Origin of the sequence: Streptomyces sp. SID3212 (assembly GCF_009865405.1) — a bacterium.
GTDB lineage: Bacteria > Actinomycetota > Actinomycetes > Streptomycetales > Streptomycetaceae > Streptomyces.
In genome coordinates this window covers 1-14,372 of sequence record NZ_WWJY01001240.1, presented here as the reverse complement: position 1 = coordinate 14,372, position 14,372 = coordinate 1, and the positions used below count along the sequence as shown (strand labels likewise).

General features: G+C 71.9%; 16 protein-coding genes and 1 pseudogene. 5 read left to right on the top strand and 12 right to left on the bottom strand.

The genetic code is table 11. The features are described 5' to 3' along the window. Together GT042_RS37260 and GT042_RS37255 are read right to left on the bottom strand one after the other, a co-directional pair. Positions 1-332, bottom strand: a pseudogene (locus GT042_RS37260) (serine/threonine protein kinase); the annotation flags it as partial. A gap of 101 nt (positions 333-433) precedes the next feature. After that, positions 434-1,246 (bottom strand): menaquinone biosynthesis protein, encoded by an 813-nt coding sequence (locus GT042_RS37255; RefSeq protein WP_161313091.1) that lies wholly within the window; start codon positions 1,244-1,246, stop codon positions 434-436. 444 nt (positions 1,247-1,690) lie between these two features. Between GT042_RS37255 and GT042_RS37250 the strand changes: the two genes are divergently transcribed. Next, complete coding sequence (locus tag GT042_RS37250; protein WP_003967102.1) at positions 1,691-1,894, top strand: cold-shock protein; 204 nt, start codon at positions 1,691-1,693, stop codon at positions 1,892-1,894. Positions 1,895-2,026: 132 nt separating this feature from the next. On the opposite strand, the gene GT042_RS37245 is transcribed toward GT042_RS37250, so the two are convergent. From GT042_RS37245 to GT042_RS37200, 10 genes are all read right to left on the bottom strand, one after another. Then, a complete protein-coding gene (locus GT042_RS37245) occupies positions 2,027-2,674 on the bottom strand; it encodes a TetR/AcrR family transcriptional regulator (RefSeq protein WP_237531568.1) in 648 nt (215 codons plus the stop codon). 162 nt (positions 2,675-2,836) lie between these two features. Then, positions 2,837-3,136 carry a DUF4229 domain-containing protein gene (locus GT042_RS37240; protein WP_327235058.1) on the bottom strand — a complete coding sequence of 100 codons (300 nt, stop codon included), beginning with the start codon at positions 3,134-3,136 and terminating at the stop codon, positions 2,837-2,839. A gap of 24 nt (positions 3,137-3,160) precedes the next feature. Beyond that, positions 3,161-3,694: a GNAT family N-acetyltransferase gene (locus tag GT042_RS37235; protein WP_161313087.1), complete on the bottom strand. Its 534-nt coding sequence runs from the start codon at positions 3,692-3,694 to the stop codon at positions 3,161-3,163. Between the two features lie 17 nt (positions 3,695-3,711). Beyond that, positions 3,712-4,905 (bottom strand): aminofutalosine synthase MqnE, encoded by a 1,194-nt coding sequence (mqnE, locus tag GT042_RS37230; RefSeq protein WP_161313086.1) that lies wholly within the window; start codon positions 4,903-4,905, stop codon positions 3,712-3,714. 35 nt (positions 4,906-4,940) lie between these two features. Next, entirely contained in the window at positions 4,941-5,921 is a 981-nt protein-coding gene (locus GT042_RS37225; RefSeq protein ID WP_161313085.1) for a zinc-binding dehydrogenase, read from the bottom strand. A gap of 56 nt (positions 5,922-5,977) precedes the next feature. Then, the gene (locus GT042_RS37220) at positions 5,978-6,406 is read right to left on the bottom strand and encodes a hypothetical protein (protein WP_161313084.1); all 429 of its coding nucleotides are present in this window, start codon (positions 6,404-6,406) and stop codon (positions 5,978-5,980) included. A 16-nt stretch (positions 6,407-6,422) separates the two neighbouring features. Beyond that, the gene (gene fabG, locus GT042_RS37215; RefSeq protein ID WP_161313083.1) at positions 6,423-7,127 is read right to left on the bottom strand and encodes a 3-oxoacyl-ACP reductase FabG; all 705 of its coding nucleotides are present in this window, start codon (positions 7,125-7,127) and stop codon (positions 6,423-6,425) included. After that, positions 7,124-7,786, bottom strand: coding sequence for an HAD-IA family hydrolase (locus tag GT042_RS37210; RefSeq protein WP_161313082.1), 663 nt, complete (start codon positions 7,784-7,786; stop codon positions 7,124-7,126). Before GT042_RS37210 ends, fabG begins: the two co-directional genes overlap by 4 nt. Next, complete coding sequence (locus GT042_RS37205; protein ID WP_161313081.1) at positions 7,783-8,769, bottom strand: ScbA/BarX family gamma-butyrolactone biosynthesis protein; 987 nt, start codon at positions 8,767-8,769, stop codon at positions 7,783-7,785. The genes GT042_RS37210 and GT042_RS37205 overlap by 4 nt, the downstream gene beginning before the upstream one ends. Positions 8,770-8,795: 26 nt before the next feature. Further along, positions 8,796-9,713, bottom strand: a complete 918-nt coding sequence (locus GT042_RS37200) for a hypothetical protein (RefSeq protein WP_202534781.1) — start codon at positions 9,711-9,713, stop codon at positions 8,796-8,798. Positions 9,714-10,218: 505 nt separating this feature from the next. On the opposite strand from GT042_RS37200, the gene GT042_RS37195 reads away from it, so the two are divergent. From GT042_RS37195 to GT042_RS37180, 4 genes are all read left to right on the top strand, one after another. After that, complete coding sequence (locus GT042_RS37195; protein WP_161313080.1) at positions 10,219-10,500, top strand: phosphopantetheine-binding protein; 282 nt, start codon at positions 10,219-10,221, stop codon at positions 10,498-10,500. After that, the gene (locus GT042_RS37190; protein WP_161313079.1) at positions 10,493-11,716 is read left to right on the top strand and encodes a beta-ketoacyl-[acyl-carrier-protein] synthase family protein; all 1,224 of its coding nucleotides are present in this window, start codon (positions 10,493-10,495) and stop codon (positions 11,714-11,716) included. Before GT042_RS37195 ends, GT042_RS37190 begins: the two co-directional genes overlap by 8 nt. Beyond that, positions 11,713-12,903 (top strand): beta-ketoacyl synthase N-terminal-like domain-containing protein, encoded by a 1,191-nt coding sequence (locus tag GT042_RS37185; RefSeq protein WP_161313078.1) that lies wholly within the window; start codon positions 11,713-11,715, stop codon positions 12,901-12,903. The genes GT042_RS37190 and GT042_RS37185 overlap by 4 nt, the downstream gene beginning before the upstream one ends. Next, positions 12,900-14,372 (top strand): FAD-dependent monooxygenase (locus tag GT042_RS37180; RefSeq protein WP_161313077.1); only part of this gene is annotated, 1,473 nt, incomplete at its 3' end. The genes GT042_RS37185 and GT042_RS37180, both read left to right, overlap by 4 nt.

The following is a 14,372-nucleotide window of genomic DNA, read 5'->3' as shown; positions in this document are numbered from 1 at the left end:
CCGTGGCCGGCGACCGCCTGGGTCAGCGAGGGCCCCGCCACATAGCCGGTGGCCACCCACGGGACGGCCGCCTCGGGGTCGGCGTCGAGCACCGGCGCCGACCAGCGGTGCGCGCCGGGGCCCGTCCCCACCAGCCGCGCGGAGGCCACCTCACGCCGGAACCGGGCCCGGAACTGCTCGTCCGCCGCGTAGTGCGGATGGACGACCTTCACCGCGACCGTACGGCCCCCGGTGGAGCGGGCGAGGTACACCCGGCCCATCCCGCCGGCACCGAGCCTGCCCAGCAGCGTGTACGGCCCGATGGTCTCCTCGCCTGCCTCCAGCGGCTGCATGCTGTTGTCCCCCTCAGCCTCGCGCGCGTCCGTACGGAGCAGCGTAGGGGGTCTTCCGAACGCCCCCCAGGCCCACGGGTGTCAGGGGCGGAACCAATGGGTCACGGCCTGAGCAACTCCACACGCACGTCCGCCGGGTAGCCGGTCGCCGGGCCGGTGCGGCGCGCGAACTCCCGTACCCCCGCGAGCTGGTCCTCGCCGAAGCGGAAGTCGAGCGTCGTGAAGTAACGCTCCAGCAGTTCCGCGTCGAAGGACTCCCAGCGCGACGCCTGCTCGGCCACCTTCGTGACCTCCTCCAGGGACACGTCGCGCGACGCGAGGAACGCCTCGTGCACCTTCCGTACGACCAGCGGCTCCCGCGCCAGGTAGTCCTTGCGGGCCGCCCAGACGGCGAAGACGAACGGCAGGCCCGTCCACTCCTTCCACATCAGCCCCAGGTCGTGGACCTGGAGGCCGAGCCGGGGGGCGTCGTGCAGCGAGGCGCGCAGGGCGGCGTCGCCGATCAGGACGGCCGCGTCGGCCTCCTGCATCATCACGCCGAGGTCCGGCGGGCAGGTGAAGTAGTCCGGGGTCACCTCGTACTGCTCCTCCAGGAGGAGCTGGGCGAGCCGTACCGACGTACGGGACGTGGAGCCGAGCGCGACCCGCGCCCCGTCCAGCTTCTCCAGGGGCAGCTGGGAAACGATCACGCACGACATGACGGGGCCGTCGCAGCCGACCGCCAGATCGGGGAATGCGACGAGTTCGTCGGCGTTGCGGAGGAATTCGACCAGGGTGACGGGGCCGATATCGAGTTCGCCCCGGACGAGCTGCTCGCTGAGCTTCTCCGGGGTGTCCTTCGTGAGCTCCAGGTCGAGAAGGGTTCCGGTCCTGGCGAGCCCCCAATAGAGGGGCAGGCAGTTCAGGAACTGGATATGGCCGACGCGTGGCCGGCTGCGACCGTGGCCGGTGTGGTCCGCGTGGTCCCCGCGGGCTCCGTCCCCATGGTCCCCATGGCCGCCATGATCGGATCCGGCGGCCTCTGCGCTTGCGATTCCTTCGGCACTGTCCACATCCCGAGGCTAGACCCGGCCCGTGCGGGGGCCCGCTCCGGGGGCTTCCCGGGTGTGTCCCGCGTGCGCCCCGGGTGTGTTCCGCGCGCCTCCCGTCAGCACGTCAGGGCCCCTGTCAAACGTCCGGGTGAAGTGATCTTTCCCTCTACCGCTGCGCCTACGCTGCGTGCTAGGCTCGCCGCAAGTTGCAGTTTGGTTTCCCTTGCAGTACAGAGCCTGCGGAGCATGTGACCCGCAGGCTTTTGTAGTTTTCAGACTTCTTTGCAGGTTCTGGAGCAGGGCAACCCTTTGGCCCAAGGAGGGCTTATGGCTACCGGAACCGTCAAGTGGTTCAACGCTGAAAAGGGCTTCGGCTTCATCGCCCAGGACGGCGGCGGCCCGGATGTCTTCGTCCACTACTCCGCGATCAACGCGTCCGGTTTTCGCTCCCTCGAGGAGAACCAGGTCGTGAACTTCGACGTCACTCAGGGACCCAAGGGTCCCCAGGCGGAGAACGTCACCCCGGCCTAGTCTTCCGGGTAGGCGATCGCGAAGATCTTGAAGAGCAGTACCCAAGGAGCCCTGCGTCCCCCACTCGGGTGGGGAAAGCAGGGCTCCTGCCCTTGCCGGGGCCGTATCCGGGCGTCGTATCAGGAAGCGGACCTACGCGTCCGCCCCCGCCGACCAGCGCTCCCCCGCCATCAGGCCGCCGAGCCCGGTCCAGGCGAAGTTCATCAGCGTGGCCGCGGCCTCCCGCGACGAGACGCTCGGGGTGTCGTTCGCCCAGCCCGCCAGCGACTCCGCGGCCCCCACCAGCGCCTGTGCCAGACCGGTCACGTCCCGCCCGCCGAGGTCGGAGGGGGGCGGCGGAACCGCCCCCGAGGCACCGGCCGGAACAGCGGGCGCGACGGTGGCGCGCGACTCCCGGGCCGCCGCGCCCACCAGCTCCGCCACGTACGCCACCAGCCGGTCCCGCAGCAGGGTCACCTCCCCGGCGAAGGGCTCCCCGTGCGTACGGGCCTGGCGGTGCAGCACCGCCCAGCCGTCCGGGTGGTCCGCCGTGTGCGCGAAGAACGCGGTCAGCCCCGCCCACAGCTGCCGGTCGGCCGGCAGCCCCGGCTCCGCGCCTGCCCGCACCGCGTCGATCAGGGCCTCCCCCTCACGCCGGACGCAGGCCGTGAACAGTTCTTCCTTGGAGTGCAGGTACAGATACACCAGCGGCTTGGAGACCCCGGCGAGTTCGGCGATCTCGTCCATCGACGCGGCCCGGTAACCCCGCTGCCCGAAGACCCGCACCGCGGCGTCCATCATCTGCCGCTCCCGTACCGCCCGGGGTAAACGCCTGTTCCTGGAAGCACGCACGACACCCACGTCAGACATCCCTCCCCCGCTGCCGCCGAACTGCCCGGTAGGCCTGATAAGCCTACGACTTGACGGACATGTGAACGACGGCCCGGCGTGGGGAAACCGCGCCTACCGCTGCGCCGCGCCGTCCTCCTGGGACTTGCTGGCCTCCAGCTTGGCGCGCGCTCCCGCGACCTTGTCGACCAGCTGGGCCGACATCGCGTCGCGCTGCCTGCGCAGCAGGACGAAGCTGAGCGGCGCCGACAGGACCAGGGCCAGGAGCAGCACCCAGATGACGTTGGAGTCGCCGAAGCCCTTGGGGACCACGCCGAAGTGGACGAGCACGGCGGAGAAGACGAGGCAGCCCATGAAGACGCCGATCCGCATCGCCGTGTAGCGGAGGGTGGGACTCGGATTCGCGAGGGTCACAACAGGCCTTCTCTCTTCCCGCGGTCAGTACGAAGGGTGGAGCGGGAGCAGCATGATGATGTCGTCACGGTCGTCACCGGGGGCGACCCGGATCGCGTCGGGCACCCGCCCGACCTCCTTGTAGCCGCACGACGCGTAGAAGCGGTCGACGCCGGTGCCGCCGCGGCAGGTGAGGCGGATCGCCTCGATGCCCCCGACGCCCCGGGCGGCGTCCGCGGCGGCGGCCATCAGGTCACGGCCGTACCCCTGGCCCTGGTGGCGGGGGTGGACCATCACCGTGTACAGCCAGAGCCAGTGCCGCATCAGCCGGTGGGTGTTGAGCGTGAGGAACGCCGTCGCGGCGACGGCGCCCTCCTCGTCGTACCCGACCAGCAGCCGGCAGCGCCCCTCCGCCATGGCGGTGAGGTGCTTGACCAGCTCGGGCCGTATGTCGTCACCGGTCACCGGCGGTACGAAGCCGACGGAGCCACCGGCGTTGGAGACGTCCGTCCACAGCGCGACGAGTCCGTCGTGCAGGGTGCGGTCCACCGCCGGATCCAGTTCGAATATGAGCGACATCCCTCTGTTCTCCGGATTCAGAGCCGCATGGGCTGCGGGGACTCGCGGCGGTCGGCGTCCGGCCCCGGGTACTCGCGGATGATCTCGTAACGGGTGTTGCGCTCGACCGGCCGGAAGCCGGCGTCGCGGATCAGGTCGAGCAGGTCCTCACGGCCCAGCTTGTTGGGCGTGCCGTAGTTGTCCGCGTCGTGCGTGATCTTGTACTCGACCACCGACCCGTCCATGTCGTCCGCGCCGTGCTGGAGGGCGAGTTGCGCGGTCTGCACGCCGTGCATCACCCAGAAGACCTTCACGTGCGGGACGTTGTCGAAGAGCAGCCGGGAGACCGCGAAGGTCTTGAGCGCCTCCGCGCCGGTGGCCATCGTGGTGCGGGCCTGGAGGCGGTTGCGGATCTTGCCGTCCTTCATGTCCACGAAGTCGTGCTGGTAGCGCAGCGGGATGAAGACCTGGAAACCGCCGGTCTCGTCCTGGAGCTCACGCAGCCGCAGCACGTGGTCGACGCGGTGACGGGGCTCCTCGATGTGCCCGTACAGCATCGTCGCCGGGGTCTTGAGCCCCTTCTCGTGGGCGAGCCGGTGGATGCGCGACCAGTCCTCCCAGTGGGTGTTGTGGTCCACGATGTGCCGGCGGACCTCCCAGTCGAAGATCTCCGCGCCGCCGCCGGTCAGCGACTCCAGTCCGGCCTCGATCAGCTCGTCGAGGATCTCGGACGCCGAGAGGCCCGAGATCGTCTCGAAGTGGTGGATCTCGGTGGCGGTGAACGCCTTGAGGGAGACCTCGGGGAGGGCTTCCTTGAGGGCGCTGAGCGAGCGCGGGTAGTAGCGCCAGGGGAGGGTCGGGTGCAGCCCGTTGACGATGTGCAGCTCGGTGAGGTTCTCGCCGCGCATCGCGGTGGCGAGGCGGACGGCCTCCTCGATGCGCATCGTGTACGCGTCCTTCTCGCCCGGCTTGCGCTGGAACGAGCAGTACGCGCACGACGCGGTGCACACGTTGGTCATGTTGAGGTGGCGGTTGACGTTGAAGTGGACGACGTCGCCGTTCTTCCGCGTCCGCACCTCGTGGGCCAGCCCGCCGAGCCAGGCCAGGTCGTCCGTCTCGTACAGGGCGATCCCGTCCTCGCGGGACAGCCGCTCTCCCGCCCGGACCTTCTGCTCCAGCTCGCGCTTGAGACCTACATCTTGAATAGATGCAGTCATCAGGCCGCCTCCCATATGTCTGCCAATCGGGCCTGTCGAGCCTACGCCCCTCACGGCACGAGAACGACGCGCCCCATGCTCCTCCGCTCTTCGAGCAGGTCATGGGCGCGCGCCGCCTCGGCGAGCGGGACGCGCGCGTGGACGACCGGCCGTACGGATCCGTCCTGTACGAAGCGGAGCAGGAGCCGCACCCCTTCCGCTGCCTCCTCGGGCCGGCCGCCCAGGAGGGTGGGCATGCTGAAGCCCATGACCTGCCGCATGCCCATCAGGGACAGGACGGGGATCGAGGGCTGTGCGGTGTCGCCGCCGGAGGCGCCGTAGAAGACGAGCCTGCCGTACGGGGCGAGCAGCTTGACGTCGTCGAGGAGCTGCCGGCCGCCGATGCCGTCGAGGACGACGTCGAACCCGCCGGGCCCGGCCGCCTCGGCGGCCCGCTCGGGCCAGTCGGCGGCGGTGTGGTCGACGGCGGCGTCCGCGCCGAGGGAGAGGGCGAAGTCGCGCTTGGCCGGGGAGCCCGCCGTGGCGATGACCCGGGCCGCGCCGAGCGCGCGGGCGGCCTGGACGGCGATGTGCCCGATCGCGCCGGCCCCCGCGTGGACGAGGACCGTCTCGCCCTCGGCGACCCGGGCGGTACGGAGCAGGTGGACGGCGACCCGGCCGGTGGAGCCGAGGAGCGTGCCCTCGGCGGGGTCCAGTCCCTCGGGCAGCGGCAGGAGGTGCGTGGCGGGCGCCGACACGTACTCCGCGTAGGCGTCGCGCGCCTTCCACACGACGACCCGCTGGCCGGGTGTGATGTCGCGCACACGGTCACCGGCCGCGACGACCGTGCCGACGACGTCCGTGGACGGGCAGTGCGGGAGGGGCGGCGGGCCGAGGGGGAAGGTGCCGAGCCTGCGCTGTACGTCGGCGTGGTCGACGCCGATCGCCTCGGCGCGGACGAGGACGTCCTCGGGGCCGTACGCGGGCCGTTCCGCCTCCTCGGTGACCAGGACCTTGGACGGGCCGTACTCGTGGTGGCGCACGATGCGCACGTTGTCTCCTCACTCGGGGGCGGGCGCGGGCGCCCGGGTGTCAGGTGCTCAGGTGATCAGGTCACCGGCAGGTGCGCGACGACCGGTGGCCCGGACCGTCCCGCCTTCTGCTCAAGATCCCCGCCCGCGAGCACCCGCAACCGGTCACACGTGTCCCACACGTCCACGTGCAGGGTGTGCCGGGCGCAGCATTCCAGCACGGTCACCCCGGCGGCGGGGTGGGTGAACACGAACCCGCCGCCGACGTCCTCGGACCGTACGCGCAGCGGTCTGAGCCACGACTCGTAGAGCGTGCGGGCGATGTGCCGCAGCCGCCGCTCCTTGCCTGCCACGGCCTCGGGGTCCCGTCCCACGCCGTTCGGTGTCCAGCGGTCGAGCACCTCCAGGTCCTGGCGGGTGATGCCGGTGCGCGGGGTGCAGTCGATGAGGACGACGGGCCCCCGAGGGGGTGTCCCGCCGTCCCGGTGCACGTCGTTGTGCTCCATGGTGGAAACCGACCGTTCAGTGGCCCATGCCGATGCCGCCGCTCACCGGAACCACGGCCCCGGTGACGAACGACGCGGCGTCACTTGCCAGGAACCGTACGACCGCCGCCACCTCGTCGGCGGTCCCGGTGCGCCGCAGCGGGGTGTTGCCGATCAGCTCCGCCCTGCGCGCGTCGGTGACGTGCTCGATCATGTCGGTCTCGATGAGGCCAGGCGTGACGACGTTGGAGGTGATCTTCCGGGCGCCCAACTCCCAGGCGAGCGAGCGGGCGAGGCCCACCAGGGCGCTCTTGGAGGCCGCGTAGTTGGTCTGTCCCGGCGAGCCGAGCGAGCCCATCACGGAGGACATGAACACCAGCCGTCCCCAGCGCTTCCTGAGCATCCCGCCGGTGGCGTGCTTGGCGAGCCGGAAGGCGCCCATGACGTTGGTGTCGAGGACGTCCTCGAAGTCCTTCTCGCTCATCATCGGCAGGAGCCCGTCCCTGGTGATGCCCGCGTTGGCGACGAGCACCTCCACGGGCCCGTACTGGGCCTCCACGTCGGCGACCGCCCGTTTGACGGACTCCTCCTCGGTGACGTCGCACGCCACCCCGAACAGGCCGGGGGGCGGGGCGCCGGTGCGGTAGGTGACGGCCACCTTGTCGCCCGCCTCGGCGAACGACCGCGCCACGGCGAGACCGATGCCCCGGTTGCCCCCGCTGATGAGAACGGTGCGGCTCATGCCAGTTCCTTTCGCAGTACGCGGACGGCATCCGCGGTGTCGGTGAAGTGCAGCCCGTGCCAGCCGGCCAGGACCGCTCCCTCGCAGTTCTCCGCCAGGTCGTCGGCGAGGAGACTCTGGGCCGCGGGGATCCCGGAGCGCCGTACGGCGAGGTCGAAGATCTCCCGGTCGGGTTTGCGGCACCCCGTCTCGAACGACATCACGAGGTCGTCGAAGAGGCCGGGGTCGACCATCTGCCGCCAGTACGGGTCCCAGCCGGGCGGCATGTTGGAGAGCAGGCCCACGAAGACACCCGCGTCGCGGATCCGCTCCAGCTCGTCGATCCACGGTTGGTTGACGCGCCGGTCGGCGAACCACCGTGCGGCGAAGCCCGACATGTCGGCGCGGATCCCGAATTCGTCCAGGAGCGCGGCCTCGACCTGCCGGCCCCACTCGTCCTCGTCCACGAGCGGGGTGTCCAGCGGGGCCATCGAGCCGGTGCCGTACCGGCGGCCGACCGTGCGCATCGCCGCGTGCAGCGCGGCGGGCTCCAGGCCCATGGGCTCGCAGAAGGAGGCCACGGCCCAGGGCAGCGGCGGGGTGAGGACACCGCGGAAGTCGGTCCAGACGGCGCGGACCCCGGTCTTCCCGCCCGCTTCCGTGCCCTTGCCTTCGCTCATGCCTTCGCCTCCCCGTACAGCCGCACCGACGCCGTGGCCACGCTGCGGCCCGACTGCTGGAACGCCACGTCCACGGTGTCCTCGCCGCTGCCGGGCATCTCGGCGCTCAGCACCACGGGCGCGTCGAGTTCCGCGAAACGCAGGAACGCCGCGTCCATCCCCAGCACATGGGTGACCGACAGCTGACGACCGCTCCAGAACGCCGCCAGAAGGGCCAGTTGCCGGGCCCCCTCCAGCAGGGTCATGGCCGGGAAGTGGTCGTACTGGTGGTCGAAGAGGCTGCGGTTGTCGAAGTCCGGCAGCAGCCGGGCCGTCAGACGCCCGGCGTCGAAGACCGGTTCGGCCAGGACGACGTTGCCCGGTGACGTACGGCCGACCTGGGCCGGGGCGAGGATGCCCGAGCGGTCGGGGCGGGGCACCTCGCGCGTGGAGGGCGCGACGCCCCCGCGCTGATAGGTGCGCAGCGACCCGTACTCATGTTTCGTCATGGCGCTGACCCGCATGGACGAGACGCCCACGGCCGCGCCGTTGAAGGTCAGCTCCTGCTCGACGCCGACCTGCCGGACCCGGCCGCCCTTCATCCGTACCGCCGGGTACTCGGTGAGGATCTGGAGCTCGCCGGGGTCGCTCCCCGTACGCAGCGCCTCGGGGTCGCGCAGCTGCACCGACACCTCGTTGACGAGGAACGACGTGTCCATCGCGATGTCGAGGAAGGTGTGGCCCCCGCAGACGGCCGCCTGCCGGCACGCTTCGAGGACCAGCAGGACGTCGGTGAGCGCGCCCCGCTGGATGTGGTCGTTGAAGTAGCTGTGCGAGAGCGGCGTCTGGGCGCCCGCGAGATAGACGGACTCACCGATCTGGCGGGTGTCGGTCACGAACACCTCGGCCACGGCGGCCCGGTGGACCAGATGGCGGTCGACGGTGTGGGCGAAGCGTATGTGGAAGGGCGGTTCGGCGAGCGTACCGACTGCGTTCTCGGACATGTGCGGTCTCGGTCTCTCTTCGTCCGTCATGGATGTCGCACGGCGGAGGCGGGCACACGCGGGCCGCCGGAGCGCGGGGCGCCCGGGCGCAGGACGACCGCCGTCGCGGCGGCGACCGCCAGGACGAGCGCGCCCAGGGCGCCGAGGGTCACGGCGTCGGGGTGGACGAGTGACTGGCCGCGCAGTGCCTGCCAGGTGACCAGGGCGAGCAGGCCGGCCCAGGCCGCTCCCGTGATCAGGACGAGGCGGGCCTGGATCCGCTCGTCGGCGAACGTCGTACGGCGGCGGCCCGCCAGGGCCAGGACGGCGCCGGCGAGGGGGATCACCTGGAGCGCGTGGATGCCGACGAAGTGCGGGATCCGCAGATCGCCCCCGACCGTGCTCCAGTTGGTGAGCGGCATGCCGGGACCGCCGTCGTCCACGCCCACGTTGTGGGCGCCGACGAGGGTGGGCAGCCCGGCCTCGACGGCCTGCTGCTGCTCGGGGGTGGGGATGTTCATCAGGAAGCCGAGGGACATGCCGACGACCGCGAGGACCAGCCCGAGCCGTACGGCCAGGCGCAGCGGCCTCGCGAGCGACCGGTCGCGCAGCACGACCACGGCGGCCACGAAGTTGGAGGTCCACAGGACGATCACCGCGACGGTCATGCTGTTCATGAAGGCGGTGTTCGTCGGGGTGAGGGTGTTGAAGTGGCTGTACGTGCCCCGCCATGCCTGGACGGAGATGATCACCGCTTCGGCGAGGGAGCTGACGGCGATCAGCGTCCCCGCCCACCACGCGGTACGGGGGAAGCGGCGGATCCGGGGCAGCAGCCAGGCGAGGGTGGCGCTGTAGACGGCGAGCGAGAACGCGAAGTGCAGTGGTTTCAGCCAGATCGGCGCCCCGTTGAGGATCCGGTCGTCGGCGGCGAGACCGATGAGGGTGGCGAGGCTGAGCACACCCATCGACAGGGAGAAAGCGGTCAGCGGCCCGTGCAGCGGAGGGAGCCGGACGCGGGTGCGCGTCGCGTGGCCGAATGGGGCACCCCTGTGGTCGACGGGTACGTCGTCGGATATGTCGCCGGATATGTCGCCGGATATTGCTGGCTCCGTTCCGGCGCTTCCCCTGCTTGTCGAGGACATCGTTCTCCCTTTCCAGGATTCTGTTCCGCGGATTCCCTTTCTCCGCCGCGCACGGACATACGTACGGGCGTTCGCGGGAATCAGCATGCTGAGGCGCCGGTCCGCTCCTCAACGGCCGTACCACCAACAGATTCCGCACTGCCTCGAAAGTGACATCGGGAGATGTCCCGGAAGAGGTACGGGTGATACGCCCGACGGACCCGCCTCCTACCGCCTGGGGAACAGCGCCCGGCGCCTTGGGGGCAAAACCCTTCTCGTGGCCGCCGCCACCTGCCTAATTTCCTTCTGCGGCCGGTGAAATACGCCGGCGGCGAGAGGGGGATCCACCATGTCTCAGAAGGCTGTGACGCTGTCGTCCGACGAAATCCTCACGCGTGTCCGGGTCATCGTGGCGGAGGAGCTGGAGCTGGAGGACGAGCCGGCGGCCGTCGACCCGGACGCCCGCTTCGTCGAGGACTTCGACGCGGACTCACTGGCGCTGATCCAGATACTGGCGCGGATCGACAAGGAACTGACCATATCCGTGCCGGTCGAGGAGGCGGAGAACCTCGTCGACCTGCGTACTCTCGCGGACCACGTCATCGCGCTCGCCGGGGCCGAGCGTGTCTGACCTCGGCCCCCGACGTGTCGTGGTGACCGGGCTCGGCGCGGTGAGCAGTCTCGGCAAGGACGCCGAGACCCTCGCCGCGGCCGTACGGGAGGGCCGCAGCGGCATCTCCCCGGCCCGCTCCTTCGACACCACCGGCTTCCCTCAGGTGATGGCCGGCGAGGTACCCGACTTCGACGCGCACGCGTCCCTGCGCACGCTCGACCCCGCCCGCTGGGGCAGGTCCGCGCTCCTGGCCGCCGCCGCGGCCACCCAGGCTGTCGCCGACGCCGGCCTGGACCGTGCCGAACTCTCCCGTACGCGTGCCGGATCCGCGATGGGAACCACCAGCGGTGAAGCGCCCGTGGTGGACCGGCTCACCCGGCAGTGGGTCGGCGAGGGCCTCAAGAGCCTCGACCCCGGCCTGGTCGCGCAGGTGCCGGCCGGCCGTATCGCCGCCGCCGTCAACACCGAACTCGGCCTGACCGGCGAGGCCCAGACCATCCCCACCGCGTGCTCCGCCAGCAACTACGCGATCGGCTACGCCGCCGACCTGGTGAGCACCGGCGAGGCCGACTACATGCTCGCGGGCGGCGCCGACTCGGTGAACCGCTACACCCACGCCGGCTTCCTTCGGCTGGGCGCCCTCGCCGAGGACGTGTGCCGGCCGTTCGACAAGGACCGCGACGGCATCATCACCGCCGAGGGCGGCGTCGCCCTGCTCCTCGAACCCCTGGACCGCGCCCTGGCACGCGGCGCCCGCGTCTACGCCGAGGTCCTGGGCTACGGGCTGAGCTGCGACGCCAAGCACATGGTCCACCCCGACTCCGGCAGCGTCGCCGAGTGCATCCGCAGAGCCCACCGCAGCGCCGGGATCACCACCGACCAGGTGGACTACATCTGCGCGCACGGGACGGGCACGCCCACCAACGACCTCACCGAAGTCGCCGCCGTACGCGAGGTGTTCGGCGACCGGCTGCCGCCCATCAGCTCCATCAAGTCGATGCTCGGCCACACCATGGGCGCCGCCAGCGGCTTCGGCGCGCTCCTCTGCTGCAAGGCCATCGAGCAGGGCTTCCTGCCGCCGACGGCGAACCTGCGCGAGGTCGACGCCGCCCTCGGCCCCGGCCTGGACCCCGTGCCCAACACGGCGCGCCCCGCCGAGGTCCGCATCGCCCAGAACCACGGCTTCGCCTTCGGCGGCAACAACGCGATCACCATCCTGGGGAAGGTGTCATGACGCTCTCCACCACGACCGCCCCCGCCCGCACGACCACCCCCGCGACCGCCCCGTCCGCCGGTACGCTCCCCCGCGTCCGGCCCCTGGCGATCACCGCGCTCGGTGTCGTCTCCCCGGCGGGCACCGGCCTGGACGCCCTCGCCGACGCGCTGTGCGGCGCCACCGAGCCCTGCTCCGACCCGGCTGAGCTGCCCCTCGGGCCCTCCGAGCCCGACGGGCTGCCCGACAACATCAGGGTGGTGCCGGAGTTCCGGCTCGCCGACCACGTGGGCCGCAAGCGGACCCGCCACCTCGACCGCACCACCGGTCTCGGACTCGCCGCCTGCGCGCTGCTGCGCACGGCGGCGGGTCCGCCGGTGGGCGACCTCACCGACCCGGCGTGGAACACCACCGGTGTGGTGCTCGGTTCCACGTCGGGCAGTGTCCGCAGCAGCAGCGAGTTCGCCCGGGACACCCACGTGCACGACCGGCCCTTCCTCGTCGACGCGGCGGCCTTCCCCAACACGGTGATGAACTCCTGCACCGGCCAGATCGCCATCTGGAACGGGCTGCACGGCATCAACGCCACCCTGTCCGGCGGTACGACCGCGGCCCTGGCGGCCTTCCGCTACGCCCGCAACGCCCTGGACCGCGGCCACGCCGAGCGGCTGCTCGTCGGCGGCGTCGAGGAGCTGTGCCCGCAGACCGCGTGGGGCTGGGCCGCGTCCGGCGCGCTCGCCCAGGGGTTCCCCGTCGGCGAGGGCTGCGCCCTGTTCGCCGTCCAGGACGCCGAGGCGGCCCGCCGGGACGGCGCGCCCGTCCTCGCCGAACTGCTCGCGAGCGAGACGGCGTTCTCCCCCGAGAGCGTACGTCCCGGAGTGACGTCCGTGCTCGCCGCGTGTGTCACCCGCGCCCTGGAGCGCGCCGGAGTCGACCCCGCGGAGGTCGGCACCGTCTCGCTCGGCGCCACCGGCCTCGTCGGGTTCGAGGAGGCGGAGCGGCGCGCCGTCCGCCGGGCCCTCGGCGGCCGTACGGTCACCGAGCTGCGCGTCAAGGAGGTCACGGGAGAGGCGTACAGCGCGGACGGCGCGTTCCAGCTCGCCGCCGTCCTGGCCCGTACCGCCCCCGGACAGCTCTCCCTCGTCACCGGGATCGGCCAGGACGGCCACGTGGCCAGCCTCGTCGTACGGACCGGGGAGGGCGCGTGACGACGGACGCCACGGCGCACTCCTCGGGCCCGTCCGGGGTCCTGGTGGTCGGCGCGGGCCCGGTCGGGCTCACGGCGGCCACGGCCCTGCTCCAGCAGGGGGTACGGGTCCGGCTGATCGACCGGGCCGACCGCCCCAACCCCCACGCCAAGGCCATCACGCTGTGGCCGCGCGCCCTGGAGGCGCTGCACCGGCTGGGCGCGGGCGGCGGGATACTCGCGCGCGGGCTGCCGCTGCACGCGCAGAACTACCACTCGGCGGGCCGCCGGGTGGCCCGGCTGACCTTCCGCAAGGTGCCCGAGACGCGGTTCCCGTTCGCGGTGTCCCTGCCGCAGCAGGAGACGGAACACGCCCTGCGGCAGCGGTTCGAGGAGCTGGGCGGGAAGACCGAGTTCGGCGTCGAGCTGACCTCGGTGACGCAGTCCCCCGACGACCCCGACGGCGTCACCGTCGAGCTGACGGACGGCGAGGGCTCCACCGAACGCGCCCGCGTGGACTGGCTGATCGGCGCGGACGGCGCGCACAGCACGGTCCGCGACGCGATCGGCACGGGTTTCGAGGGGGAGACGTACCCCCAGCAGTTCCTGCTGTCGGACGGGGTGTGCGACACCCCTCTGGCGCAGGACGAGGCGCACTACTTCATGACGGCCAAGGGTGTGCTCGTCGTGGTCGGGCTGCCGGGCGGGAACTTCCGCGTCTTCACCAGCCTCGCCCCGAACGCGGAGATCGCGGACGACATACGGGCGGAGGTCCAGCGGGCCGCCTCGGAGCGCTGCCCCGTCCCGATCCGCCTCACCGGCGAGCACCGCACCGGGGTGTTCCGGGTCCACCGCAAGATCGCGGACCGGTTCAGGAAGGGCCGGGTGCTGCTCGTCGGCGACGCCGCCCACATCCACAGCCCGGCGGGCGGCCAGGGCCTCAACACCGGCATAGAGGACGCCGCGAGCCTGGCCGGGCCGCTGGGCGCGGTGGTACGGGGCGAACGCTCGGCCGAGGTGCTCGACCGCTGGGAGCGCGAACGCCGCGCGGTGGCGCTGGAGGTGCTGAGCGACACCGACCTCCAGACGCGGCTGTGGACGATGCGCGGCTGGCGGCGGAACGTCCGGGACCGGGCGCTGGGCATCGGCGAACGCACGGGGCTGCTCGACCGGTTCGTCACCCCGCGCCAGACCCAGCTCTCGCTGGTGCACGCCGTACCGGGCCGTCCCAAGGGGCGGCTGCGGGAGGGCGCCCGGCTGCCGGACGTCCCGCTTGCCCCGGCCGGTACGGGAGCGCTCGCCCCGAGCCGTACGGGCAGGGTCGCCCCGGACCGTACGGAAGCACCGGGCCCGGACCGTACGGGCACGGTCGCCCCGGACCGTACGACCCCGACGACCCCGCCCGTACCGCGTCTGCACGACCTGCTGGACGACGGACGGCCCGTGCTGCTCGTCCTGGCCGCCGACGGCCGCGACGCGGCGCGCACCGCG